The organism is Rhodopseudomonas sp. P1 (assembly GCF_039642825.1).
Taxonomy (GTDB): Bacteria; Pseudomonadota; Alphaproteobacteria; order Rhizobiales; family Xanthobacteraceae; genus Rhodopseudomonas; species Rhodopseudomonas palustris_H.
Map to the genome: position 1 here is coordinate 1,991,892 of NZ_CP088006.1, position 24,151 is coordinate 2,016,042.

At 65.6% G+C, this 24,151-nt stretch carries 23 protein-coding genes; 7 read left to right on the plus strand and 16 right to left on the minus strand.

Features of this window, described 5'->3' with window-relative positions; translation table 11 throughout:
* Window positions 1-55: 55 nt before the first annotated feature.
* From LRC39_RS09205 to LRC39_RS09270, 14 genes are all read right to left on the minus strand, one after another.
* Window positions 56-706 carry a pyroglutamyl-peptidase I gene (locus LRC39_RS09205; RefSeq protein WP_346297035.1) on the minus strand — a complete coding sequence of 217 codons (651 nt, stop codon included), beginning with the start codon at window positions 704-706 and terminating at the stop codon, window positions 56-58.
* On the minus strand, window positions 703-1,692 hold the full coding sequence (meaB, locus tag LRC39_RS09210) for a methylmalonyl Co-A mutase-associated GTPase MeaB (RefSeq protein WP_263991251.1): 990 nt from the start codon (window positions 1,690-1,692) through the stop codon (window positions 703-705). The genes LRC39_RS09205 and meaB overlap by 4 nt, the downstream gene beginning before the upstream one ends.
* A gap of 86 nt (window positions 1,693-1,778) precedes the next feature.
* The gene (locus tag LRC39_RS09215; protein WP_346297036.1) at window positions 1,779-2,372 is read right to left on the minus strand and encodes a beta-class carbonic anhydrase; all 594 of its coding nucleotides are present in this window, start codon (window positions 2,370-2,372) and stop codon (window positions 1,779-1,781) included.
* A 197-nt stretch (window positions 2,373-2,569) separates the two neighbouring features.
* Window positions 2,570-3,355, minus strand: a complete 786-nt coding sequence (locus LRC39_RS09220) for a DUF3298 and DUF4163 domain-containing protein (RefSeq protein ID WP_346297037.1) — start codon at window positions 3,353-3,355, stop codon at window positions 2,570-2,572.
* Between the two features lie 84 nt (window positions 3,356-3,439).
* Window positions 3,440-3,841 carry a type II toxin-antitoxin system VapC family toxin gene (locus LRC39_RS09225; RefSeq protein WP_234822405.1) on the minus strand — a complete coding sequence of 134 codons (402 nt, stop codon included), beginning with the start codon at window positions 3,839-3,841 and terminating at the stop codon, window positions 3,440-3,442.
* A 5-nt stretch (window positions 3,842-3,846) separates the two neighbouring features.
* Window positions 3,847-4,104: a type II toxin-antitoxin system Phd/YefM family antitoxin gene (locus LRC39_RS09230; protein ID WP_164637756.1), complete on the minus strand. Its 258-nt coding sequence runs from the start codon at window positions 4,102-4,104 to the stop codon at window positions 3,847-3,849.
* A 65-nt stretch (window positions 4,105-4,169) separates the two neighbouring features.
* Window positions 4,170-6,329 (minus strand): methylmalonyl-CoA mutase, encoded by a 2,160-nt coding sequence (gene scpA / locus LRC39_RS09235; RefSeq protein ID WP_164637754.1) that lies wholly within the window; start codon window positions 6,327-6,329, stop codon window positions 4,170-4,172.
* A gap of 62 nt (window positions 6,330-6,391) precedes the next feature.
* Window positions 6,392-6,856, minus strand: coding sequence for a GFA family protein (locus tag LRC39_RS09240; protein ID WP_346297038.1), 465 nt, complete (start codon window positions 6,854-6,856; stop codon window positions 6,392-6,394).
* Window positions 6,853-8,724 carry a methylmalonyl-CoA mutase subunit beta gene (locus LRC39_RS09245; protein WP_346297039.1) on the minus strand — a complete coding sequence of 624 codons (1,872 nt, stop codon included), beginning with the start codon at window positions 8,722-8,724 and terminating at the stop codon, window positions 6,853-6,855. The genes LRC39_RS09240 and LRC39_RS09245 overlap by 4 nt, the downstream gene beginning before the upstream one ends.
* A gap of 157 nt (window positions 8,725-8,881) precedes the next feature.
* Window positions 8,882-9,373: a 2-amino-4-hydroxy-6-hydroxymethyldihydropteridine diphosphokinase gene (gene folK, locus LRC39_RS09250; RefSeq protein WP_346297040.1), complete on the minus strand. Its 492-nt coding sequence runs from the start codon at window positions 9,371-9,373 to the stop codon at window positions 8,882-8,884.
* 1 nt (window position 9,374) lies between these two features.
* On the minus strand, window positions 9,375-9,740 hold the full coding sequence (gene folB / locus LRC39_RS09255) for a dihydroneopterin aldolase (protein WP_346297041.1): 366 nt from the start codon (window positions 9,738-9,740) through the stop codon (window positions 9,375-9,377).
* Entirely contained in the window at window positions 9,737-10,594 is an 858-nt protein-coding gene (gene folP, locus LRC39_RS09260; protein WP_346297042.1) for a dihydropteroate synthase, read from the minus strand. Before folP ends, folB begins: the two co-directional genes overlap by 4 nt.
* A 65-nt stretch (window positions 10,595-10,659) precedes the next feature.
* Window positions 10,660-11,067, minus strand: a complete 408-nt coding sequence (locus LRC39_RS09265) for a DUF4332 domain-containing protein (RefSeq protein WP_012495381.1) — start codon at window positions 11,065-11,067, stop codon at window positions 10,660-10,662.
* A gap of 17 nt (window positions 11,068-11,084) precedes the next feature.
* Window positions 11,085-11,453: a hypothetical protein gene (locus LRC39_RS09270; RefSeq protein WP_107343811.1), complete on the minus strand. Its 369-nt coding sequence runs from the start codon at window positions 11,451-11,453 to the stop codon at window positions 11,085-11,087.
* A gap of 336 nt (window positions 11,454-11,789) precedes the next feature.
* Here LRC39_RS09270 and LRC39_RS09275 point away from each other — a divergent pair, with 336 nt between their 5' ends.
* From LRC39_RS09275 to LRC39_RS09305, 7 genes are all read left to right on the plus strand, one after another.
* Window positions 11,790-13,400 carry a helicase HerA-like domain-containing protein gene (locus LRC39_RS09275; RefSeq protein WP_107354995.1) on the plus strand — a complete coding sequence of 537 codons (1,611 nt, stop codon included), beginning with the start codon at window positions 11,790-11,792 and terminating at the stop codon, window positions 13,398-13,400.
* Between the two features lie 206 nt (window positions 13,401-13,606).
* Entirely contained in the window at window positions 13,607-15,013 is a 1,407-nt protein-coding gene (locus tag LRC39_RS09280; protein WP_346297043.1) for a M20/M25/M40 family metallo-hydrolase, read from the plus strand.
* A 343-nt stretch (window positions 15,014-15,356) separates the two neighbouring features.
* Entirely contained in the window at window positions 15,357-17,651 is a 2,295-nt protein-coding gene (locus LRC39_RS09285) for a TonB-dependent receptor (RefSeq protein ID WP_346297044.1), read from the plus strand.
* A 111-nt stretch (window positions 17,652-17,762) separates the two neighbouring features.
* Complete coding sequence (locus LRC39_RS09290) at window positions 17,763-18,497, plus strand: cobalt ABC transporter substrate-binding protein (RefSeq protein ID WP_346297045.1); 735 nt, start codon at window positions 17,763-17,765, stop codon at window positions 18,495-18,497.
* Window positions 18,494-18,775 carry a DUF3649 domain-containing protein gene (locus LRC39_RS09295; protein WP_346297046.1) on the plus strand — a complete coding sequence of 94 codons (282 nt, stop codon included), beginning with the start codon at window positions 18,494-18,496 and terminating at the stop codon, window positions 18,773-18,775. Before LRC39_RS09290 ends, LRC39_RS09295 begins: the two co-directional genes overlap by 4 nt.
* 61 nt (window positions 18,776-18,836) lie before the next feature.
* Window positions 18,837-20,411, plus strand: a complete 1,575-nt coding sequence (locus tag LRC39_RS09300; protein WP_346297489.1) for a PepSY-associated TM helix domain-containing protein — start codon at window positions 18,837-18,839, stop codon at window positions 20,409-20,411.
* Window positions 20,408-20,695, plus strand: coding sequence for a DUF3325 family protein (locus LRC39_RS09305; RefSeq protein ID WP_346297047.1), 288 nt, complete (start codon window positions 20,408-20,410; stop codon window positions 20,693-20,695). The genes LRC39_RS09300 and LRC39_RS09305 overlap by 4 nt, the downstream gene beginning before the upstream one ends.
* A 40-nt stretch (window positions 20,696-20,735) precedes the next feature.
* On the opposite strand, the gene LRC39_RS09310 is transcribed toward LRC39_RS09305, so the two are convergent.
* Window positions 20,736-22,733, minus strand: coding sequence for a methyl-accepting chemotaxis protein (locus LRC39_RS09310; RefSeq protein WP_346297048.1), 1,998 nt, complete (start codon window positions 22,731-22,733; stop codon window positions 20,736-20,738).
* A gap of 464 nt (window positions 22,734-23,197) precedes the next feature.
* Window positions 23,198-23,980 carry a class II aldolase/adducin family protein gene (locus LRC39_RS09315; protein WP_107355003.1) on the minus strand — a complete coding sequence of 261 codons (783 nt, stop codon included), beginning with the start codon at window positions 23,978-23,980 and terminating at the stop codon, window positions 23,198-23,200.
* Window positions 23,981-24,151: the final 171 nt, after the last annotated feature.

Here is a 24,151-nt window from a genome sequence, read left to right on the forward strand (position 1 = left end):
CGGACGAGGACAACGCCGGCCGGAACGATGGGTTTCTTTGGTGAGCGATACGATCTCAGCGGGCCGCAACGCGGCGGGCCTGCCGGGTCAGCCGCACCAGCTCCAGCAGCATCGCTTCGCCGGCATCGACCAGTTGCTCGGCGGTGATCCGACTTCCCGGCCAGGCGGTGCCGTCACGGCTGAGTAGCGGCACGTGGACGAAGGCGGCGAGCCGAGGGCCCTGTGGGGCTTGCGTCGCTTCGATCCCGCGCCAGCACAGATAGTTGCACAGATAGCGCCCTGCGTCGCGCGACAGCCGCACATCGATCCCGGTGAGCCGTGCGGCGCGGGCCAGCCGCGTGCCATGGGCGCCGAACGTCCGCGCGTCTTCGCCAGGCGCGATCTGGCCATGGCGCAGCGTCACCTTGTCGGCGTCCGGCCACAGCGTGGTGATCGCATTGCGGGCGCGGGTCTCGATCCGGACGTGCCGGGTTGACGCGGCGAGGCCGAACATCAGCAGCGCATCGGGACGGTGCTGCGCGAGGAGCGCCGGCAGGTCGCGATCGACCGCACGGTAGCTGACGTTGAAGATATGCCCGACGCGAACCACGTCATCGAACGCCGGCCGCCGCAGCTTGACGAGGCGGTCGACCAACTGCGGAGTCGGATTGTAAGGCGCTCCGGGAAACGGCCCGAAGCCGGTGATCAGGATGCGCAGGCCGCTCACCCGATCAGCTCCGCGACCCGATCGGCGCCGAGCGTGGGCGTGATCGAGCCTTCGGCGACGGCGGCCTCGGTGGATTTCACCTTGGCGCGGATCGCCGGGTCGCTGCGCAGCTTCGCCTTCCAGCGATCCTCCAGCAGCGTCCACATCCACTTCACCTGCTGCTCGCGGCGGCGGGCGTCGAATTCGCCCGACGGCGTCGTCGCAGCGCGATGGTCCAAGATCGCCTGCCACAACTCGGCGATGCCGGTGCCGGTCATTGCCGAATAGGTCTTCACCGGCGGCTGCCAGTTCGGCGAACGCGGAGTGAGGATATGCAGCGCGGCGCGATACTCGCCGGCGGCGAGGTTGGCGCGCTTGATGTTGTCGCCGTCCGCCTTGTTGATCGCGATCATGTCGGCGAGTTCGACCAGGCCCTTCTTGATGCCCTGCAGCTCGTCGCCGGCGCCCGGCAGCATCAGCGCCAGAAAGAAATCGGTCATATCGCAGACCGCGGTTTCGGACTGTCCGATACCGACGGTCTCGACCAGTACGACGTCGAAGCCGGCGGCCTCGCACAGCAGCATCGCCTCGCGGGTCTTGGCCGCAACGCCGCCGAGCGTGCCGGAAGAGGGCGAGGGACGGATGAAGGCGTCCGGCTCGGCGGACAGCCGCGCCATCCGCGTCTTGTCGCCGAGGATCGAGCCGCCGGTGCGTGCCGAGGACGGATCGACCGCCAGCACCGCGACTTTGTGACCCTGCTCGATCAGATACATGCCGAGCGCGTCGATGGTGGTCGACTTGCCGACGCCGGGCGAGCCGGTGATGCCGACGCGGATCGCGCGGCCGGTTTCGGGCAGCAGCTCCTGCACCAGCGCGCGCGCGGAGGCCTGGTGGTCGGCGCGGCGGCTTTCGATCAGGGTGATGGCGCGCGCCAGCGCGGCGCGATGGCCGCTGCGGACCTCGCTGGCGAGATGGGCAATGTCGCCGGTGCGTCGGGCTGAATTCATGGCGCCCGTTTACAACGATTGGGCGCCAGGGGCGAGGGGAGTCCGGCGCGGAATGGCCGCGCGCCGATCTCCCTGTTGATGACGCCTCAGGCGGCAGGTTTGCCGGCTGCGCTGGCCTCGGCGACCTCGTCGAGCCGGCCGGTTTTCACGTCGTAGATGAAGCCGTAGATCGGGATGTGCTTCGGCACCAGCGGATGGCTGCGGATCCGCGCGACGTCCTCGGTGACGCTCTTGGCGTTGTCCTGGAACGTATGCCAGTGCACATAATGACCGGTGACCGAGCCGCCGCCGTGCTTCGGATTGCTCCAGTGATGGCCGTCGAAGCTGGCGGTCTCGAGATTGTCCTCGAGCAGCTCGGCGATCACCTCGCCGGTGAACAACTGCATCCCGCAATCGCTGTGATGGATCACGAACCATTCCTGGGTGCCGAGCAGCTTGTGGGAGATCACCAGCGAGCGGATTGCGTCGTCGGAGGCGCGGCCGCCGGCGTTGCGGATGACGTGCGCGTCGCCTTCGGCGAGGCCGGCATATTTGGCAGGATCGAGCCGGGCATCCATGCAGGTCAGGATCGCGAAGTGCCGTGCCGGCGGCAGCGCCAGATTGGCCTTGTCACCGAAGTCCTTCGCATACTGATTATTGGCCGATAACACGGCGTCGTAATTGCCGGCTGGCTTGGTCATCTCGTCCACTCCGCAACATTGCTGACAGCTTACAATTCGCCGCACCGGACCGGTGCAGCGAATGGAAATCGTCAGCAAAAAAGCAGAGTTTGCGCAGAAGCGGCGTTCGTTGTTCGGCGCGGGGCAGAGGAGTTCTGCTGGCAAGCACGCGCGCCACAGATGGCCTGTTCTAAACCGCCCGTGGCGTACCGTGCCGCTTACTCGGCCTTGCGCTCCTGCTTCGGCCGGTCGCCACCGAAGATCGCACTGCCATCGGCCGACAGATACGGCTTCAGCGCCGTCCACGGCACGAACGCCTCATATTCACCCTCCGCATAGGCACCGACCGCGTAGGGCGCGTAGTGGAAGGTGAGGCCCGAGCTTTTCCCCGCGGTGGTCGACGGCGCCAGCGTCACCGGCCCGATCTTCAAAAGCTTCGGCTCGATGCTCTTGATGTAGGCGGTGTCCTCTTCATCGGCGCCGCGCTCCTTCTTTTCCGCCTTCAGCGCGGTGACGATGCCGTCGACCATCGCCCGCATCGCCGGGCTGCCGTCGGACAGGTCGGTGAAGAAGGGGCGGATGCTGATGCGCCTGGTGAGCTGCTTGTCCCACAGGATCGTATCGATGTCGGTGTTGGGATGAGCGCCACCTGTGTAGCTGTAGTCGGTGCGCAGGATCGAGACGTAGCGATCTGCGACCAGCGAATCCGTCGTGTAGCTGCGCTCGTAGGTCCACGGGCCGTTGCGGAACAGCTCGGGGTCGCTCTTGAATTCCGGCTCGGCCTCGGTGCGCCGCTCGGCGATCCACTTCTTGCCCTCGGCCAGACAGTTCTCAGCGAGCTTGGCATTGGCCTTGATCCCGGCATCGAGCGTCACCGTGCCGTCGATGGCCTTCGTCTTCACGGCGAAGTCAGGCTTCGGCTTCGCCGGCTCGGCGAGGGCGGGGGAGAGGACGCAGACGCTGGCCAGAACCAGCACAGTGCGGAACAGGTTCGAAAAGCTCAACGGTCGGATTCCTTGCGTAGGTGTGGGATGAGTTGCGGCAGCTGATGGTGCTTGCTTGCTGATCATCGCAGGTGGACTTCGTCGTCACACGGGAAGAATCTCGACGCCGCGCTGACGCGCCGCTTTTCTCATCTGGCTGTCGAAGGTGAAGAGCGGAAGATTCCTGACTTCGGCCAGCCGGACATACAGCTCCTCGTAATAGGTCAGTCCGGAATCCAGCGCCCTACGGACCGCGCCGGCGACTTCGTCAAGTTCCGGAGGTGATTGCGTGATCACCTCGAGAATCTTCAGGTTGTGCAGCGCGTATTCGAGCTTGTCGGAAGGGAGCCGACCACGACGAACGTTCGTGGTAAGCGCATTGCCGATTTCAGCATGCCAATGCGCCGGGACGACGAATTGCTGGTCCGCCAAGCTTTCAAACACCTCATCGTTGGCGAGGTGCTCGCGCTCATCCAGAAACATCGCCAGGGCGGCGGATGCGTCCATGACGATCAACGGCGTCCCTCGTTGATCCAGCTTTTGATCTCGTCGTGGGTCGGATTCAGTTTGAGGTCGCGCGCCAAGCTGCGCAAGTTGCGGATCGCCTGACGCCGTCGCGCGATCGTATCGGCCGACAGCTCATTACTCGCCTGAACCAGCCGCGCGACAGGCTTGCCGTGCCGCGTGATTGTCACTTCGGCGCCGTTTTCGACCTCGTCGAGAAGGCTCGACAGGTGGGTCTTCGCTTCGAAAATGCCGACCTGCTTCATGAAGACAAACTAGTCTGGTTAGACTAGTTCGTCAAATCAAGCCGGCATTGTCTTGAAGCCCGCAGCTACTCCGCCGCCTGGCTGGAATGGCCGAGCCGGGCGTTGAGCTTGTGGATCAGCTCCTCGGCGGCGTCGGCGATCACCGTGCCGGGCGGGAAGATCGCCTCGGCGCCGGACTTGACCAGCGCGTCGTAGTCCTGCGGCGGGACCACGCCGCCGACGATGATCATGATGTCGTCGCGGCCCTGCTTCTTCAGCGCGGCCTTCAGTTCCGGCACCGCGGTGAGATGCGCGGCGGCGAGCGACGACACGCCGAGGATATGGACGTCGTTTTCGACCGCCTGCCGGGCGGCTTCCTCCGGCGTCGCGAACAGCGGCCCGATGTCGACGTCGAAGCCGATGTCGGCGAACGCCGAGGCGATCACCTTCTGGCCGCGGTCGTGGCCGTCCTGGCCGATTTTGGCGACCAGGATACGCGGGCGACGGCCCTCGGCATCCTCGAACGCGTCGATCAGTGCCTGCACCTTCTCCATCCGGTCCGCCATCGATGCGACCTCCCGCTTGTAGACGCCGGTGATCGACTTGATCTCGGCGCGATGCCGGCCATAGACCTTCTCGAGCGCGTCGGAGATTTCGCCGACGGTGGCCTTCTTGCGCGCGGCGTCGATTGCCAGCGCCAACAGGTTGCCGTTGCCTTCCGAAGCCGAGCGGGTGAGCGCCGACAACGCCGCGTCGACGTCGGCCTGGACGCGCTCCTTCTTCAATCGGCCGAGCTTGTCGATCTGCAGCCGGCGCACGGTCGAATTGTCGACCTTGAGCACGTCGATCGGAGCCTCGTCGGTCGGCTTGTACTTGTTGACGCCGATCACCGACTGCCGGCCGGTGTCGATCCGCGCCTGGGTCTTGGCCGCGGCTTCTTCGATGCGCAGCTTCGGCACGCCGGCTTCGATCGCCTTGGCCATGCCGCCGAGCGCTTCGACTTCCTGGATGTGAGCCCAGGCCTTGACGGCGATGTCGTGGGTCAGCCGCTCGACGTAGTACGAGCCACCCCACGGATCGATGATCCGCGTGGTGCCGCTCTCCTGCTGCAGAAACAGCTGGGTGTTACGTGCGATTCGAGCCGAGAAGTCGGTCGGCAGCGCCAGCGCTTCGTCGAGCGCGTTGGTGTGGAGCGATTGAGTGTGGCCCTGAGTGGCCGCCATCGCTTCGATCGTGGTGCGCATCACGTTGTTGAACACATCCTGCGCGGTCAGCGACCAGCCGGAGGTCTGGCAGTGCGTGCGCAGGCTCAGCGACTTCTGCTGCTTCGGATCGAACTGCGTCAGCAGCTTGGCCCACAGCAGACGCGCCGCGCGCATCTTGGCGACTTCCATGAAGAAGTTCATGCCGATCGCCCAGAAGAACGACAGCCGTGGCGCGAACTTGTCGACGTCGAGACCGGCCGCGATGCCGGCGCGGACGTATTCGACGCCGTCGGCGAGCGTGTAGGCGAGCTCGAGGTCCTGCGTCGCGCCGGCTTCCTGCATGTGATAGCCGGAGATCGAAATCGAGTTGAACTTCGGCATCTTCTGCGAGGTGTAGGCGAAGATGTCGGAGATGATCCGCATCGAGGGCACCGGCGGATAGATGTAGGTGTTGCGCACCATGAACTCTTTCAGAATGTCGTTCTGAATGGTGCCCGACAGCTTTTCCGGGGAGACGCCCTGTTCCTCGGCGGCGGCGACGTACAGCGCCAGGATCGGCAGCACCGCGCCGTTCATGGTCATCGATACGCTCATCTGGTCGAGCGGGATGCCGGCGAACAGCGTGCGCATGTCGTAGATCGAGTCGATCGCCACGCCGGCCATGCCGACGTCGCCGGCGACGCGCGGATGATCGGAGTCGTAGCCGCGGTGAGTGGCGAGGTCGAACGCCACCGACAGGCCCTTCTGACCGGCGGCGAGGTTGCGGCGATAGAACGCGTTGGAATCTTCAGCGGTCGAGAAGCCGGCATATTGCCGGATCGTCCACGGCTGGTTGACGTACATGGTCGGGTAGGGGCCGCGCAGGAACGGCGCGACGCCCGGCCAGGTGTCGAGAAAATCGATGCCGGCGACATCCGCCTCGGAGTAGCCCGGCTTGACCAGAATGCCTTCGGGCGTCAGCCACGGCTGGGCCTCACCTGCAGGGGCAGGGGCGGCGGTGGGCTGGAATGCGATCTCGGCGAAGTTCGGAATCTTGCTCATTTTTATCTGATCTCACTACAGCCCATCGTAGCACGGCTGCCGTTTCTCGTCATTTCGTCGGGTTAGTCGTGGTCCGGCTGCTGATAGCTGAACACTTGCGCCAGCCTGTCGGGCCCGTAGTTCTGCAACGTGGTCTTGCTCGGCAGGTTCGCGATCGTGCCGGTCCAGCCGAGCCTCGCTTCGGTGCCGTATTGCATGGTCGGGACCACCCGGTCCGGCCGATCGAAGGTTCCGGTCAGAATCTCGATGCTGTCGCAGAACATCAGCCGATAGCCCAGCGGGGTGCCGCAGTCCTTGCAGAAGTCGCGCTCGGCGACCGAGGAGGAGCGGAACGACGCAGGCTGGCCGCGGGTCCAGGCAAAGTTATCCTTGGCGACCTCGGCCATCGAGGCGAACGGTCCCCCGGTCGCCTTCTGGCACATTCGGCAATGGCACAGCGCCGTGCTCAGCGGCGGCGCCGACACCGCGTAGCGGATCGCGCCGCACTGGCAGCCGCCGGAGAGCACCGCTTTGCCGGTCCCCGTCATGCCGCTTCGATGCCCTTCCAGGCATCGCTGAGCGTCGCCAAGGCGTCGCCACCGGCGAACACGAACTCCTGCACCCCGGCTTCGCGCAGGGCGCTCTCCTGCTCGCCGGGACGGCCGGCCAGATAGATCCGCTTGGCGCCTGCGGCGCGCAGTGCCTGGGCGGCCGCGGCCGCATAGGTCGGGTAGGCCTTGTCGGACGAGCACAGGCACGCGAACGCGGCGCCGGATGCCTTGAAGGCGTCGGCGAGCGCAGCCGCGTCGGTGAAGCCTTCGCTGTCGATAGCCTCGATGCCGCCGGTCTCGAAGAAGCTCTTGGTGAAGGTGGCGCGCGCGGTGAAGTCGGCCGGCGTGCCGAGATTGGCCAGGAACACCTTCGGCCGCGACGCCTTCGCGGCCAGCACGGCGTCGGACTTGTCGCGCAGGCTTTCGAACGGGGTCGCGAGACGGATGGGCGTCAGCGCCGTGAAGCTGATCTTCGCCTCACCGGCGGGCGGTACCGCAGCCGGCTTGACGTCGAGCACCTTGGCCTGTGCCTCGTGCAGGTTCGGGAATTCGGAGGCGCCGGTCAGAACGTCGCGACGCTTGGCGATCGCCTTGTCGCGGGCCGCGCGGCTGGCCGCGACCTTCGGCTGGATCAGCCCGGCCTGCAGGGCGGCGAGGGTGCCGCCGGCGCGCTCGATCTCCTGGAACTGGACCCAGGCGGTGTCGCACAGTTCCTTGGTCAGCGCTTCGATGCCACCGGCTCCCGCAGCCGGATCGGCGACCTTATCGAGGTTGGACTCTTCCAGCAGGACCAGCTGCGTGTTGCGGGCGACGCGGCGGGCGAATGCGTCGGGCAGGCCGAGCGCCAGCGTGTGCGGCAGCACCTGCACCGAATTGGCGCCGCCGAGCGCAGCGGCGAAGGTCGCCATCGTGGCGCGCAGCATGTTCACGTAAGGGTCGCGCTGGGTCAGCATCCGCCATGCGGTCTCGGCGGCGACGAACAGCGGCTTCGGCGCTACGCCGCAGGCCTGCTCGATCCGCGCCCACAGCACCCGCAGCGCGCGGAACTTCGACAGCGTCAGGAACTGATCGGCATCCGCGGACAGACGCGCGTAGATCATGTCGCGGGCGGCATCCAGCGCGACGCCGGCGGCCTCCAGCGCGCGCAGATAGGCGACGCTGCAGCCGAGCACGTAGGCCAGCTCCTGCGCCTCCGAGCCGCCGGCATCGTGGATGACGCGGCCGTCGGCGACCAGGAACGGGCCCTTGAAGCCGGCGCTGGCGAGGCCGGCGGCGACGTCGCCGAGGCCCTTGGCGATCTCGCTCCACTCGGTGGCGCTCGCCCCCTGCACGGCGCGCGCGCCGAGCGGATCGATGCCGAAGCGGATGTCGCAGGCGGCCGGATCGGTGCCGCGGCTCTTGATCAGGTCGGCGAGGTGGCGAACCACGTCGCAGGATTGCGGCGGGAACTGCAGTTCGATCGCGATGCCGGCGTCGAGGTGGACGCCCTCCAGCACCTGCGCGATCGCTTCCTGAGTGGCCGGCAGACCGAAGCCGCGCGCGCCGACGCTGCCTGCGAACACCAGCGTCAGGCCGGTGGCGCCGTTTTCGAGGTCCTGCAGAGCCTGCTTGTTGGCTTCCTTCGGCTCCGGGTGATCGACCCGCTGCATGATCCGCCACGGTGCCGCGGGAGCGCGGCCGGCAATCGGCGCGGCGTCGCGCGCCCGCACGTAGATCGGATCGATCTGGATGCCGTCGTAGCTCTTGCTGATCAGCTTCTCGAACGGTGCGCCCTTCAGCACGCCGTCGACCAGCTTGCGCCAGTCTTCATAGCCGGCCGGGGCGAAATCGGCGGCGAGCCGCAGCTCTTGGTTTGCAGAAGACATCGGTGAAATCGAACTCCCAGAATACCGGAACGTGATTTGGCCGGAAAATGCCACGTGCGGACGGCGATGCCAAACAGTTGTTTGAGGCAATAAGGACGAGATTGCGCCCTGTGCACTGCGGCGGACCGTGTTGCGGGATATTCCCAGAAGCGGCGGCTCAGCCGCGGTCCGGCAGCCGTTCGATCCCGGCAGTCGACAGCCCGGCGAGGGAGTCTTTCAGCGAGCGGCCGGCGATCACCTGATCCGGCACGATATCGAGCAGCGGCACCAGCACGAAGGCGCGCTCGAACAGCCGCGGATGCGGCAGCGTAAGGTCCGGCCGATTGATCTCGGCGTCGTCGTAGGCGAGCAGGTCGAGATCGAGCGTCCGCGGACCCCAGCGCCGTTCGTTGGCGCGGTCGCGGCCGAAGCGCTTCTCGATCTTGTGCAGCGTAAATAAGAGCGCATGCGGATCGAGCGCAGTTTCGATCGCCACGCAGGCGTTGACGAAGCGGTCCTGCTGCTCATCGCCCCATGGCGGCGTCGCGTAGTCCGGGGAGCGCGCGATCAGTTCGGCCTGCGTCATGCCGCAGATATTGGCGATCGCTTTGTCGAACGTGGCGCGGACGTCGCCGACATTGCCGCCGAGCGCGATCAGGGCGCGCGGCATCTCAGCTCCGCCTGCGGGTGATGATCACGCCGACGTCGTCGAAGATCGCGGGGATGGGCGCGTGCGGCTTGTGCACGGTCACCTTCACCGCGGTGATCTTGTCGAAGCTGATCAGGATCGCATCGGCGACCGCGCCGGCCGCGCGTTCGAGCAACCGGTAGTTGGCATCCTTGAACGCCGCGGTGGTACACGCCACCACGTTCGAATACGACACCGTGTCGGAGAGCCGGTCGGTGCGCGAGGACTCCGACAGATCGGCGGTGAGTTCGAGATCGATCACGAAACGCTGGCCGACTTCGGTCTCGTGCTCCATCACGCCGTGGCGGGCGTGCAGCACCAGGCCGGAAATGAAGATGGTGTCGTTCATCGGCTGTCCCTGATGGCGTGGGCGACTTTCAGTGCCTGCGAGGTCGCGGCGACGTCGTGCGCACGGATGATCTTGGCGCCGTTCTCGACGGCGATCAGATGCGCGGCGAGCGAACCGCCGAGCCGCTGCTTCGGTTCGCTCGGCACGATCGTACTAATAAAGCGCTTGCGCGAGGCGCCGACCAGCAGCGGGCGGCCGAAGCTCGAGAGCTCGCGCAGCCGCGCCAGGGTGATCATGCTCTGCTGCGGCGTCTTGCCGAAGCCGATGCCGGGATCGAGCACGATCAGCTCCTCGGCGATCCCGGCCTTGGTGGCAATCGTCAGCGAGCGCTCGAAGAACGCGTTGATGTCGGCGACGATGTCGATGGCCGGATCGGCGGCGTCGCGATTGTGCATCACGATCACCGGGGCGCGGCGCGCAGCGACGACGCCGGCCATCTCGGGATCGCGCTGCAATCCCCAGACGTCATTGGCGATCGCCGCGCCATGATCGAGCGCCCAGGCGGCGACTTCGGCCTTCATGGTGTCGATCGACACCGGCGTGCCGAGCGCGACCACCGCTTCCAGCACCGGCTGCAGCCGCCGCAGCTCTTCGGCCGCGGTCACCGGCTGCGAGCCGTAGGGACGGGTGGACTCCGCGCCGATGTCGATGATCTCGGCACCATCCGCGATCATCTCGGCCGCATGGGCCTGCGCCTGCTCGGGCGCGAGATAATCGCCGCCGTCGGAGAACGAGTCCGGCGTGACGTTGAGAATGCCCATCACCGCCGCGGCGGGACGCGCCAGCAGATCGCGCAGCTGTGGCGGCTTGGCCGGCGCGGCGGGAGATGCGGTCAACGATGGGGAAGCGGTCATGCGCCAGCGCTTTGCGCGGTCCGCGAAAGCCTGTCAAGCGGCGGGCTGCACCGGCGCGCCGGACCTTAGTAGGTGATTTTCAGTGGCAGCTTGCGCGCCTGCTCGATCAGTTGACCGACTTCTTTCTCGGAGGGCAGCGCGCGCACCAGTTTGCGCTTGAGATTGGCCTCTTTCATGTTCTGCGCCAGCCGCGCCGGATTGCGGTGGGTGAACTCGCGCAGCGTCGAGACGCCGGCGGCGCGCAATAGATCGGCCTTCGCCTTGCCGAGACCGGGAACCCGCATGCAATCGGCGAGGTTGGCCCATTGCAGCAATTGCTGCTCGGTGAGGCCGGTCTTCGCGGCGAGCGCCTTGCGACCCTTCACGGTCCGGGCGGCTTCGAGCAGCGCTTCGGTGGTGCGAATTCCTACCGATTTCAATTTGCTCGCGGCAACCTCGGTGATGCCGTCGAGCTGAGCGATTGGATATGTCATGGCACTCGATACTAGGTTCAGGTGAACTGGCGGAGGCCGGGCGTGCCTTCGATGATGGCGCCCATCTTCTCCGCCCCAATTCTGTCGCGGCCGGCTTTGAACAGTTCGCGGGCGATCGTCTGGATCTGGGACATGCCGAGGCCGAGGCCGAGCAGCTTCGTCCCCATCGCCATCACGCCGCCGCCGATCAGGCGGCTCAGCCCGCCACGCGAGGAGCCTGCCGCTTCGATCGCAGCTTCGGCGCCCGGAATGCTGTCGATCAAAGCCTGGACCGGCTCCTGCGGTCCTTCATTGCGGAGAAAGGCGAGAATGATGCCGATCGTCTTGTCGGCAACAGATTTGTCCAGACCGGCCTTGTCGGCCAGTCTTTCAATCAACTCGTCCATAACGCCCCCGCCACGCCGGCTCTTATCACCGGTCCATGTTCTAAAATCATCCTGATCCGCTCCGCAACGAAACACAAGCGACCCTCGTCATCGAGTCAGCGACTCGGCGGCATTTCGCTCCGCAAGTGTTGCAACATTGCAAAGGCGACGACGCGAGATATGCTGCTGAGGCAGCGCGAAGCCACGCATCGAGCGTCGTTTGCGCGCAGTAGGGTGAATATCGCGCCAACGTCTCGCCGCGATCGTCGTTGAATGGTTCCATTGTGATTGGCAGGATGAGTGTTGCGCCGGGCGATCGATCGCCGGTTGGAATGTTCTGTGCGAGGAAACGAAGAAATGGCGGCGAGCGGCATCGCGAGCGGTGATACCGAAGACAAGATTTTTATCGGTCAGGGCGAACAGCCGGCGTGGTTGACGTTGGCGCTCGCCAATCGCCACGGCCTGGTCACCGGCGCCACCGGTACAGGCAAAACAGTGTCGCTGCAGGTGATGGCGGAAGGCTTTGCGCGCGCCGGCGTGCCGGTGTTCGCGGCCGATATCAAAGGCGATCTGTCGGGCATCGCCGAGGTCGGCGAGGCCAAGGACTTCATCCTCAAGCGTGCCCAGGAGATCGGGCTGAAATTCCAGCCGGACCAGTTCACCACGGTGTTCTGGGATGTGTTCGGCGAGCAGGGCCATCCGGTGCGCGCCACCGTTTCCGAGATGGGACCGCTGCTGCTGTCGCGGATGCTCGATCTCAACGACGTGCAGGAGGGCGTGCTCAACGTCGCATTCCGTGTCGCCGACGACATGGGCCTGCCGCTGATGGACATGAAGGATCTGCGCGCGATGCTCGACGCGATCGCACCGATCGCGCAGAAGGTCGCCGAAGCCGGCGACGTCAATGCCGATATCCGCCAGGCCGCGCAGTCGCTCGGCAACGTCACCAAGCAGACCGTCGGCACCATCCAGCGTCAGCTTCTCGTCCTGGAAAATCAGGGCGGCGAGAAGTTCTTCGGCGAGCCGGCGCTGCAGCTCAAGGACTTCATCCGCACCGACAGCCAGGGCCGCGGCCTCGTCAATATTCTGGTCGCCGACAAGCTGATGACCAATCCGCGGCTGTACGCGACCTTCCTGCTGTGGATGCTGTCAGAGCTGTTCGAGGAGCTGCCGGAAGTCGGCGACCCCGACAAGCCGAAGCTGGTGTTCTTTTTCGACGAGGCGCACCTGCTGTTCAATGACGCGCCGAAGCCGTTGATGGACAAAATTGAACAGGTGGTGCGGCTGATCCGCTCCAAGGGCGTCGGCGTGTACTTCATCACCCAGAACCCGATCGACGTGCCGGACCGGGTGCTGGCGCAGCTCGGCAATCGTGTGCAGCACGCGCTTCGTGCCTTCACGCCGCGCGACCAGAAGGCGGTGGCGGCTGCGGCCGACACCTTCCGACCGAACCCGAAGCTCGATACGGCCAAGGCGATCACCGAGCTCGGCAAGGGCGAAGCGCTGGTGTCGTTCCTCGAAGGCAACGGCACGCCGGCGATGGTCGAGCGCGTGCTGGTGCGGCCGCCGTCGGCGCGGATCGGACCGATCACACCGGAAGAGCGCAAGGCGATCATCGCCGCGAGCCCGGTGCGGGGCAAATACGACACCGCGGTGGATTCCGAATCCGCCTACGAGAAGCTGCGCGCCCGGATCGACGGCAAGTCGGCGAATGAAGATGCGGCACCGGGCGAGGGCGGCATTCTCGGTCAGCTCGGCGGGCTATTCTCGACCGTGTTCGGCACCAACACGCCGCGCGGCAAGCTCACCACCGGCCAACTCGTCGCCCGCAATGTTGCCCGCACCGTCGCCACCACGGTGGTCGGCGGCGTTGCCGCTGAGCTCGGCAAGAAGGTCGGCGGCTCGCTCGGCAGCTCGGTCGGTCGCTCGATCGTGCGTGGCACGCTCGGCGGAATGCTGCGACGGTGAGGCGAGAGGATCGCGGTTTGGAAACACGCGCGCGGCCGCATGGTTCGAAACGGCGCTACGCGTCTCCTTATCATGAGGCTATGCGAGATCGCCGCGTTCGCTGTTTGCGACATGTCGCAGCTTCCTCATCCTGAGGAGCGGCCGTTAGGCCGCGTCTCGAAGGGTGAGGGCCGCGGCATCCGACACATCTGAAGAAGGAACACAGCATGTCCGCCAGCTCTCACGTTCAAACGGTGCTTGCCCGCGCCGATGCCGATTTCGACTCTGCGCTGCAGCGGCTGTTCGCGCTGCTGCGGATCAAGTCGATTTCGGCCGATCCGGCGTTTGCGGCGGACTGCAAGGCGGCGGCTGAGCATCTTTGCGCCGACATCGCGTCGATCGGATTTGATGCCGAGGTGAGGCCGACCGCCGGTCATCCGGCGATCGTGGCGAAGGCCAAGGGCAACACCGGCAACCGGCCGCACGCGCTGTTCTATGGCCACTACGACGTGCAGCCGGTCGATCCCCTGGAGCTGTGGCATCGGCCGCCATTCGAGCCGGTGATCGCCGACCATGCCGACGGCCGCAAGATCATCGTGGCGCGCGGTGCGCAGGACGACAAAGGTCAGCTCTCGACCTTCATCGAAGCCTGCCGGGCCTGGAAGGATGCCACCGGCGAACTGCCGATCGACCTGACCATCGTGATCGAGGGCGAGGAGGAGGTCGGTTCGAAGAACTTCGTGCCGTTCCTCGATGTGCATAAGAAGGACCTCGCCGCCGACTTCGCGCTGGTGTGCGACACCGGAATGTGGGACCCGGCGACTCCGGCAATCACCACCTCGCTGCGCGGCCTCGTCTATGAAGAGGTGAAGATCAAGGCGGCGAACCGCGATCTGCATTCCGGGGTTTATGGCGGCGGCGCGCAGAATCCGATCCGGGTGCTGACGCGGATTCTCGGCGGCCTGCACGACGAGCACGGCCGCATCACCATTCCGGGCTTCTATGACGGCGTGAAGGATTTGCCGCCGGAGATCCTGGCGCAGTGGAAGGGACTGAATCTGACCGCCGAGAGTTTTCTCGGCCCGATCGGGCTGTCGATTCCGGCCGGTGAGGACGATCGTCTGTTGATCGAGCAGCTGATCTCGCGACCGACCTGCGACATCAACGGCATCGTCGGCGGTTACACCGGCGAGGGATCGAAGACCGTGATCGCGGCGGAAGCCTCGGCCAAGGTGTCGTTCCGGATCGTCGAAGGGCAGGACCCGAACAAAATCCGCGATGCGTTCCGCGCTTATGTCACCGCCCGGCTGCCGGGCGATTGCCGCGCCGAGTTTCTCGATCATTCCAACGGCGCAGCGATCGCGCTGCCGTGGGACATGAAGCCGCTCACCGCGGCGAGCCGCGCGCTGACCGAGGAGTGGGGCAAGGAAGCGGTGCTGATCGGCTCCGGCGCGTCGATCCCGATCGTCGCCGATTTCAAGCGCACGCTCGGGCTCGACAGCGTGCTGATCGGCTTCGGTCTCGACGACGACAACATCCATTCGCCGAACGAGAAGTACAACCTCACCAGTTTCCAGAAGGGCATCCGTTCATGGGTGCGGATTCTCGGCGCGCTGGCTGACGCACCGCGCTGAAACACCTCCGCGTCAGATCGTCACCTCGCATTGCGCGAGTCCTGCTCCGGATTTGCGCCACCGCGCGCAAATCCGGAATCCTTCCAAATCGGTTCCATGGCTGTTTCGCTTCCGCGCGGTGAGTAGCAGACTGCGCGAAGCTGCGATGCGCCAAGGTGTTCCTTGGCGCCGGGTCGCCGCGTTGCATTCACCGGCGTGATACCGAGCGGAGAGGTCGTTTATTAGACTCGTTCTAAGCGCCGCGCGCTTGCGATGGGCGGGTGTATATCAATTCTAAATCGCATCCGTTGCCTCACCATCCCTCATCTCCTACCCGGACACCGACGAGTGACGGGGGCGTGGTGTGAGCAACTTCAAGGCCAGCAACAATCGTTTGTATTTGGGCGTCGCGACCGGCGTGCTGACGCTGTGCGCGGCCGGCCTCGCGCCGTCCTCGGCACCTGCCCAGGAGACCGAAGCGCGCGTGTTGCCGCCGGTCTCGGTCGACGCCCCGCAGCAGCGCGCGGCGACCCGCACCGCGCAGCCACGCGCCACGCCGCAGCGCGCCGCGCGGGTAGCGCCGCGCCGCGCCGCCGAGCCGCCGCCCCCACCGGCCGCGCCGCCGACAACGATGGGCTCGACCCGCACCATCGGCGCGCCGGCGCCGGCCTATGCGGGCGGCCAGGTGGCGCAGGGCGGCACGCTCGGCCTGCTCGGCGCGACCAGCGTGATGAACACGCCGTTCTCAACCGTCAACTTCACCTCGCAGCTGATCGAAGACCAGCAGGCGCGCACCGCCGCCGACACGCTGATCAACGACTCGTCGGTGCGCACCACGACCAGCAGCAACGGTTTCGACGACACATTCATCATTCGCGGCTTCCCCGTGAATGCCACCGACGTCGGCCTTAACGGTCTGTACGGGTTGTCGTCGTCGCAGCGCGTTCCGGCCCAGATCATCGAGCGGATCGAGTTGCTCAAGGGTCCAGGCGCGTTGATCAACGGCATCGCGCCGAGCGGAGCCGTCGGCGGCGGCATCAACATCGTCACCAAGCGTGCTACTGACGAGCCGTTCTCGCGACTGACGCCGTTCTTCATGAGCGCGGCGAATTACGGACTGCATCTCGAGACCAGCCAGCGGTTCGGCGCCAACAAGGAGTGGGGCGTTCGCTTCAACGGCGTTGGTCGTAACGGTGAAGCCTCGATCAGAGACGGAAATTTCCAGTCGGGTCTGGGCGCGGTGGCGATCGACTATCGCGGCGATCGGCTTCGCTGGACGCTCGATCTATTCTCGCAAAACGACAACACCGACAACTTCCGCCCGCAAATCAGCCTGCTGCCGACCGCCACTGCGATTCCGGCGCCTCCTGATGCACGCAGCAACTGGTATCCCGACACGAGGCTGCGCCAGAAGGACAACACGGCCGCAACCGCTTTGGAATACGACCTGACCGACTGGCTGACCGCTTATGCGGGCGTTGGCTATCGTGATGGCTCGAACTACCAGACCTTCCCGCGCTCGGCGACGGCGGTGGATGCGCTCGGCAATTTCAACGTCCAGAATACGTATTACGATTCTTACACCAAGACGGTTAGCGGCAATGTCGGCTTCCGTTCGCGGTTCGACACCGGGTTCATCGGTCACAAGCTCAACGTCGCTTATACCGGGTTCTTCCAGGAGGCGGGCAACGCCTACATCCAGGGCGGCACGACCGCGTCCAACATCTACAACCCGGCGCCGCTTCCGGCAGTGACACTCGACCGATACTCGCCGCGGCACGCCTCCGACAGCACGCTGACCAGCGTCGCGGTGGTCGACACCATGTCGTTCCTGAACGAGTCGGTACTGCTGACGCTCGGCGGCCGTCATCAGATGGTGAAGCAGGAGAGCTACGCCACCACCGGCACCAACATCGGTGCGTTGACCTCGACTTACGACGCCAGCGCCACGACACCGCTCGCCGGTATCGTCGTCAAGCCGTGGACCAATGTGTCGTTGTACGCCAACTACGCTGAGGGTCTCACGCGCGGCACCATCGTCGGCGGCAACTTCTCGAACGCTGGCACGATCCTGGCGCCGTACAAGTCGAAGCAACAGGAGGCCGGCGTCAAGGTCGACTGGGGCACCATCACCACCACCGCCGCGGTGTTCCAAATCACCCGCCCGAGCCTGATCACCACGGCCGCCAATGCGCAGGCCTATGATGGCGAGCAGCGCAACCGGGGCCTGGAGCTAAACGTCTATGGCCTGATCCTGCCAGGCCTGCGCGGCATGGCGAGTGCGACGTTCATTAATCCCGAACTCACCAATCCGACCGACCCGACGCAGCGTGGCAACGCCGCGGCCGGCGTACCCGACAAGACGTTCTCCGCCGGGCTTGATTGGGATACGCCATGGGTCCACGGGCTCGCGCTTAACGGTCGAGTGATCCACACCGGCAGCGCCTATCTGACCACGGCCAACACGCTGAGCTTCCCGGGTTGGACCCGTCTCGATATCGGCGCGCGCTACACCACGACGGCGCTCACCGGAAAGCCGGTCACCTTCCGCGCCAACATCGAGAACGTCACCGGCGAGACCTACTGGCTCACCACTGGCACTTACGTCACCGTGGGTGCGCCGCGCACCTATCTGCTCTCGGCGGCGTTCGATTTCTGATCGAACGCGCGTAGCGCACGCAACGACTTCATGCCCGGCCTTCGTGCCGGGCATCCACGTGTCGGAGGCCTGTCGTCCGCCACGCGATCTCAAGCCAACAAGGAGCACGACATGAACAAGCTCTCTCTCGCGATCGTTGCGCTGCTCGGCGCTGCCGCGCCCGCGCAGGCGCATCAGATCTGGATCGAGCAGGCGGACGGCCAGACGGTGGTTCGGTTCGGCGAGTTCGGCGAAAACCTGCGCGAAGTCTCGCCCGGGCTGCTCGACAAATTCGGCAAGGTCACCGGCACGCTGCTGTCTGCCAAGGGTGAGCAGAAGGCGGAGGCGAGCAAGACCCCGACCGGGTTCAAGCTGCCGTTCACCGCTGCGGCCGGTGACAGCCTCGTGGCCGAGGACGCGAACTATCCGCTGTACACCTGGAAACAGCAGGATAAGGACGTGCGGAATTGGTTCTATCCGGCGGCGCGGCTGATCACTGGCTTTGCCGCGCAGCAGCCGAAGCTGGTACTCGACCTGGTGCCGACCGGGCAGCCCGGCCAGTTCAGGCTGGTGTTCAAGGATCAGCCGAAGCCGAAGACCAAGGTCACGCTGACGACGCAGTCGGGTTGGGCCAAGGAAGCGCACACCGACGCGCAGGGGCTGGTCAGCTTCGACATGCCGTGGAAGGGCGTTTACGTTGCCGAAGTCAGCCTCAACGACAAAACCGCTGGCGAGCGCACCGGCCCCAAGGGGGCGGAGCCTTATGATGCGGTAAGCTACGCCACCACCGTCACTTACGAGAAGGCCGACGGCCTGCCGCCGCTTCCGCCCGGTCCGCCGGCGACGCCGGCCGCACCGAGCAAATGACCGCGCGGGTGCACCGCGCGCGGACGATCGGTCCGTTGATCGCGCGCCTCGTCGCGGCGGCGGCCGGCGGCTACGGGATCGCGGCGCTGCTCAGCGTCGCAGTGCTGGCGCTGCCGATCAGTAAGCCGCAGGCGGTGCTGACCGGTCAGTTGGCGAGCTTCGCGGTGTGTACGGCTGTGGTGATCTGGGTGTTCGCGGCACGGAGCGCGCTGAGAGCATGGATCGGCCTAGCCGTCGTCGCCGGGGTGCTGGCGCCGCTGGCATGGTTTGCTTCCTGATGGGGCGCATCGCGTGACCAAGCATGATCGACAAGCCGGCCATCGCGGCATTCGGCAGAGCATGTCGGACCTCCACACCTGGACCGGGCTGCTGCTCGGCTGGGTGCTGTATGCGATGTTCCTCACCGGCACCGTGTCGTTCTTCAAGGAGGAGCTGTCGCAGTGGATGCGGCCGGAGTTGCCGCGCGTGACGCAGGCGCTGGACCCGGCCGTGGTGGCGCAGCGTGTCGCCGATGAGATCGGCCGGATTGCGCCGAGCGCGACGCAGTGGAGCATCAAGCTTCCCGAGGGGCGCAGCAACAGCGTCTATGCGTTCTGGCGGCTTCCCGTCGCGCAGGATGCGCGTGGCTTCGGAGAAGGGCACTTCGATCCGGTGACCGGCCGTCAGGTCGAAGCTCGGGGGACGCTCGGGGGCGACTTCTTCTATCGCTTCCATTTTCAGTTCTATTACATGTCGCCGTTTTGGGGACGGCTGCTCGCCGGTCTCGCGGCGATGTTCATGCTGATTGCGATCGTCGCTGGCGTGATCACCCACAAGAAGATCTTCACTGACTTTTTCACCTTCCGCTGGGGCAAGGGCCAGCGCTCCTGGCTCGACGCGCATAACGCGTTGTCGGTGTTCGGCCTGCCGTTTCATGTGATGATTACCTACACCGGGCTGGTGACGTTGATGGCGCTGTACGTGCCATGGGGCGAGCGCGCCGCCATCAAGACGCCGGCCGAGCGCCAGCAACTGATGGCGGAGCTCAATGCCTTCATCCCTCCCGGCAAACCCGCCGCAGACGCGGCGCCGCTCGGCTCGATCGAAGCGATGGTGCGGCAGGCGCAGGTGCGTTGGGGCACGACCGATGTCGGGCGCGTCAACGCGGCCAATCCGGGCAATGCGGCAGCCCGCATCGCGGTGACCCGCGGCGATGCCGGGCGCGTCTCGATGAGTCCCGACTACCTGGAATTCGACGGCGTCACCGGCAAATTAGTTTCCGTGCATGATCGCGTCGGTGCGGCGGCCGAAACCCGCGGCGTGCTCTACGCGCTGCACATCGGCCGGTTTAGCGATCTTGAGACGCGGTGGCTGTACTTCATCGTCAGCTTCATGGGCACCGCGATGGTCGGTACCGGCCTGGTGATGTGGACGGTGAAGCGGCGGCAGAAACTGCCAGATCCGGAGCGGCCGTATTTCGGTTTTCGCTTGGTCGAGCGGCTCAACATCGCCAGTATCGCAGGCCTCTCGATCGCCATGACGGCGTTCCTGTGGGCGAACCGGCTGTTGCCGACCGCGATGGCCGATCGGGCGTTCTGGGAAATCCATGTGTTCTTCATCGTCTGGGGGCTGACCTTGCTCCACGCACTGCTGCGGCCGGCGCGGGCGGCTTGGGTCGAGCAGCTGTGGGCGGCCGCTGCGTTGTTGGCGTTGATCCCGGTGCTCAACGCCATGACGACCCAGCGTCCGCTGTGGCACAGCTTCGCGGTCGGCGATTGGGTGTTCATCGGCACCGACCTGATGTGCTGGACGCTGGCACTGCTGCACGCCGTGCTGGCGATCCGCACCGCGCGTCACGGCGCGCGGATTCGCCCGCCGCGCAGCTTGGCGAAGCGCGACGCGCTCCCAACGATGTCGGGCGAGGCGGCGACATGAGCCACGCGCTCGCTCAAGCCCTGTGTCTGTTGGGCTTTACTGCGCTCGCATTCGCCTCGCGCCGGCCGCAGCACGAGATCCTGCGTCGCTCGCTGCGGCGTCCGGTAGTGCTGGCCCTGCGTGCGATCGGCGCTTGTTTGCTCACGCTCGCGCTTGCCGTGCTGGTGGACGTATCCGGTTGGGGCTTCGGCCTGGTCAAATTCAGCGGCCACACCACGCTGGCGGCCGCTCTGGTGTACTGTGCGCTGATCGGCTACGGCCGCCAGGTCGGATTGCGCCAGTGAGCCCGCGACTCCGCCCCCCTTCGCTCGCGGCCGCCGGCGCCTAGGCCGAACGTACCGAGCCTAGGAAGTCGGCGACTTCCCGCCGCAGCACGTTGCTGTCGTTCGCCAGCGACTGCGCCGCAGCGAACACTTCGCGCGAGGCGCTTTCGACATGTTCGGCGCCGCGCTGCACCTGTTCGATGCTGGTCGCGACATGGACGGTCTCGCTCGCAGCTTTCGCCACGTGGTCCGACATGGTCCGCGTCTCCAGGCCCTGCGTCTCGATCGCGGCCGAAATGGTCGCGATCGTTTCCGAGACCCGTTCGATCAGGCCGACGATCTGGTCGATCGAGCCGGCCGACGAACGTGTCGCTTGCTGGATATCCGCGACCTGCCGCTGAATATCGTGCGTCGCCTTGGCGGTCTGTTCGGCAAGGGCTTTGACTTCGAAGGCGACCACGGCGAAGCCGCGCCCCGCGTCGCCAGCCCGTGCGGCTTCGATGGTGGCGTTCAGGGCGAGCAGATTGGTCTGGCGGGCGATGGTCTGGATCATCCCGACGATATCGCCGATGCGATCGCCGGCGCGTGCGAGCTGCAGCACGTGCTCGCTGGTTTGCCGTGTTTGCTGCACGGCTGCGGCCGTCATCGTCGTCGACTCCTCGATCCGCCGGCCGATGTCGTCGACCGACGCGAGGAGTTGCTCGGCCGACGCCGCAACTGTGCCGACACAGGCGCTCACCTCAGACGAGACCGACGCTGTCGCGATCGTGAGCTGGCGTGACGTCTCGGCGGTGTGGGTGAGCGAGCCCGCCGATGACTCAAGCGAGCTTGACGCCAGAAACACGGTTTCGATTACCTTGCCGACCGCGACCTCGAAGCCGTCGGCGAGCTTGTGCATGTCGTCCCTGCGGCGCTCGGCCTCGATCTGCTGCTGCGCGATCTTAGCGTCAGCCTCTTCGCGCGCGGCGCGCTGCGACGCAGCCTTGAAGGCTTCGACAGCGCGCGCCATCTCGCCGATCTCGTCGCGCCGCTCCAGTCCCGGCAGCACCACGTCGAAATCCCCAGCGGCGAGCCGCTGCATGGCCGCGGTGGTCCGCGTCACCGAGCCGGCGATGCGTTGACCGACCAGGAGAGCGAGTGTCGCCACGCCCAAGGTGACGCCACCGATGATCCAGTTGAGCAGTTTTCGGACTTGGGCCGCGCTCGATTGGGAAGCCCGATAGCGCGCCTCTGCGCTCGTCATCAGCGCGTCCAGCGTCGGCCGGATGCGGGCGAACACCGAACCGAAGTCTTCGATCTCTTCGTTCAGACTCTGTTGGCTGACCATGAAAGCGAGGAAGCTCGATTTGTAGCCGCCGATCAGCGTCGTCAGCTCCTTCTTCTGGTCGGCGGCAAGATCGCTCTTGGCCAGCGCGTTAGCGAAATCGGAGGCGCGTTCGATCAGATCGTCCCCGTCCTTCTCGCGGCCCTTCTGGATGAAATCCTTCTCCAGGCGACGCATCGTCAGCATCAGCACCGACAGGCGGGGATCGTCGATCTCAGCCAGATTCGCTTCGAGCCGCCTGGTCGCTTCGCGCAGCTTGCCCTGCAATCCGTCCTGCTCGGTGAGACCGAGCACGCGTTTGGCCGACAGCAGATTCTGGAAACGTGTGAGATAGAGATTGAGGCCCGCAAGCAGTGCCGTCGATTGCTTCGCCGCCGCGTCGCTGTCGGTTCGGCCGAGCCGCTGCTCGATGTCCTGGAGCCGGTGCTTGGCCGCCGTCGCGACCACCTCGTGCTTTGCGATCAGCTTGTCGTCCGACGTGCGCAGGAATTCGTTGGCGATCAATCCCGCCTGCAGGTAGTCGGCCGACAGCTGCATGACGTCAAAGCGCAGCGCCACGCTGGCTTCCGATCTGCGCTCCGCCTCGGCTGCCTCTCTCAGCCCGAGCAGGCAGCCGGAGCCGACCAGGGCTACGCCGATCAAACCGAGCACTGCGATCTTGAAGCGGAGACCGATCTTGATGCGGTTGAACGGAGATTTCAGAACGTGTTTCGAAGCGGAATACAACTGACGCATCGGGCGACCGAGGTTGGTGACAGTTCTGCGAAGGTTATTTTGTTCGCGAGTCGCCATCTGTTAGTTGGCGGCGGCGCACACATGGACGGCAGAGACCAACATTCGGTAAATCTACGAGGTGGAATTTTCAGAAGCAGAGATATCTTTCGGGAGGCGATTATTTGCGCGCGCGGCGCGGCGTTGATGAGCGCGATGGTGGTGATGCAAAGCGCGGCGTAATAATTACGTCACAAATCGATGTCGGCGGCCGATGGCCGTGTGCCGACGCAAAAACGCCGCCCGAAATTGGGCGGCGTTTGAATTCCAATAGCGTAGAGGGTGATGCGGAGAGGATAGCATCGTCTTTGCAGATTTCAACCGTGAGTTCAGCCATCATTGCGAGGAGCAAAGCGACGCAGCAATCCAGCTCGGTGTGCTGAGCCTCTGGATCGCTTCGCTGCGCTCGCGTGACAGCGTTGGCCCGCTCAGCTCCGATAGCTTGGATCGATGCGGTCGAGTTTGCGCAGCAGCGGCGGCCACACCAGCTTGGTGGAGCGCAGCTCCATCGCGTCGCGATTGGCGATCAGGTCGTGGTTCTTGTCGATCACCATCTGCTCGAGCGGGTAGGCCGTCGGACCGAGCATCTTGGTGCGGACCTGCATCGTGCAGGAGCGTTCGAGATGATACATCCGCTCGAACGCGGAGGCGACAGTGCGGCCGACCGTCAGCGTGCCGTGATTGCGCAGCAGCATGTGGTTCTTGTCGCCGAGATCGCGCTGCAGCCGCGGCCGCTCGTCATGATCGAGCGCGACGCCTTCATAGTCGTGATAGGCGAGGTCGCCGGTGACGAAATGCGCGGTCTGGTTGATCGGCAGCAGGCCGTCCATGCAGCTCGCCACCGCGGTGCCGTCCGGGGTGTGCAGGTGGATGACGCAGCCGGCGTCCTCGCGGACCTCATGGATCGCCGAATGGATGGTGAAGCCCGCCGGGTTGATCTTGTACGGGCTCTCGGTGAGCTGGTTGCCGTCGAGATCGACCTTCACCAGGCTCGAGGCGGTGATCTCGTCGAACATCAGCCCGTAGGGATTGATCAGGAAGTGATGCTCGGGGCCGGGCACCCGGGCCGAAATGTGGGTGTCGACCAGATCGTCCCAGCCGTACAGCGCGACCAAGCGATAGCAGGCGGCGAGGTTGACCCGCTGCTCCCACTCGGCCTCGGTCATGTCGGAGGGGACTTCTCTCAGGCGTGCGGCTTCGGCTGGGGACATGCGTTTCCTCTTCGGTGTGGGCGCCGTTGCCCGGCGCGTTGACTTGGCGGAAGCCTAGTGCTGCGAATGCCTTGCAGCAAGCGGCGACCGGAGCTGAGCTGGCATGTGGCGGGGCGGTGCCCCAATCCTGCCGGGAAGGCGGCAGGGTCCGCAACCGCGGCGCCAACAAGT

What these genes read in the sequence shown, in the direction of transcription:
- LRC39_RS09230 (WP_164637756.1), bottom strand. Translation starts at nt 4,104, where the DNA reads ATGAAGCAGGTCGGCATTTTCGAAGCGAAGACCCACCTGTCGAGCCTT.
- LRC39_RS09310 (WP_346297048.1), bottom strand. Translation starts at nt 22,733, where the DNA reads ATGCGTCAGTTGTATTCCGCTTCGAAACACGTTCTGAAATCTCCGTTC.
- LRC39_RS09215 (WP_346297036.1), bottom strand. Translation starts at nt 2,372, where the DNA reads ATGACCAAGCCAGCCGGCAATTACGACGCCGTGTTATCGGCCAATAAT.
- LRC39_RS09305 (WP_346297047.1), top strand. Translation starts at nt 20,408, where the DNA reads ATGAGCCACGCGCTCGCTCAAGCCCTGTGTCTGTTGGGCTTTACTGCG.
- LRC39_RS09245 (WP_346297039.1), bottom strand. Translation starts at nt 8,724, where the DNA reads ATGTCTTCTGCAAACCAAGAGCTGCGGCTCGCCGCCGATTTCGCCCCG.
- folK (WP_346297040.1), bottom strand. Translation starts at nt 9,373, where the DNA reads ATGCCGCGCGCCCTGATCGCGCTCGGCGGCAATGTCGGCGACGTCCGC.
- LRC39_RS09265 (WP_012495381.1), bottom strand. Translation starts at nt 11,067, where the DNA reads ATGACATATCCAATCGCTCAGCTCGACGGCATCACCGAGGTTGCCGCG.
- LRC39_RS09280 (WP_346297043.1), top strand. Translation starts at nt 13,607, where the DNA reads ATGTCCGCCAGCTCTCACGTTCAAACGGTGCTTGCCCGCGCCGATGCC.
- LRC39_RS09315 (WP_107355003.1), bottom strand. Translation starts at nt 23,980, where the DNA reads ATGTCCCCAGCCGAAGCCGCACGCCTGAGAGAAGTCCCCTCCGACATG.
- LRC39_RS09275 (WP_107354995.1), top strand. Translation starts at nt 11,790, where the DNA reads ATGGCGGCGAGCGGCATCGCGAGCGGTGATACCGAAGACAAGATTTTT.
- folP (WP_346297042.1), bottom strand. Translation starts at nt 10,594, where the DNA reads ATGACCGCTTCCCCATCGTTGACCGCATCTCCCGCCGCGCCGGCCAAG.
- scpA (WP_164637754.1), bottom strand. Translation starts at nt 6,329, where the DNA reads ATGAGCAAGATTCCGAACTTCGCCGAGATCGCATTCCAGCCCACCGCC.
- meaB (WP_263991251.1), bottom strand. Translation starts at nt 1,692, where the DNA reads ATGAATTCAGCCCGACGCACCGGCGACATTGCCCATCTCGCCAGCGAG.
- LRC39_RS09270 (WP_107343811.1), bottom strand. Translation starts at nt 11,453, where the DNA reads ATGGACGAGTTGATTGAAAGACTGGCCGACAAGGCCGGTCTGGACAAA.
- LRC39_RS09295 (WP_346297046.1), top strand. Translation starts at nt 18,494, where the DNA reads ATGACCGCGCGGGTGCACCGCGCGCGGACGATCGGTCCGTTGATCGCG.
- LRC39_RS09300 (WP_346297489.1), top strand. Translation starts at nt 18,837, where the DNA reads ATGTCGGACCTCCACACCTGGACCGGGCTGCTGCTCGGCTGGGTGCTG.
- LRC39_RS09225 (WP_234822405.1), bottom strand. Translation starts at nt 3,841, where the DNA reads ATGGACGCATCCGCCGCCCTGGCGATGTTTCTGGATGAGCGCGAGCAC.
- LRC39_RS09290 (WP_346297045.1), top strand. Translation starts at nt 17,763, where the DNA reads ATGAACAAGCTCTCTCTCGCGATCGTTGCGCTGCTCGGCGCTGCCGCG.
- folB (WP_346297041.1), bottom strand. Translation starts at nt 9,740, where the DNA reads ATGAACGACACCATCTTCATTTCCGGCCTGGTGCTGCACGCCCGCCAC.
- LRC39_RS09240 (WP_346297038.1), bottom strand. Translation starts at nt 6,856, where the DNA reads ATGACGGGGACCGGCAAAGCGGTGCTCTCCGGCGGCTGCCAGTGCGGC.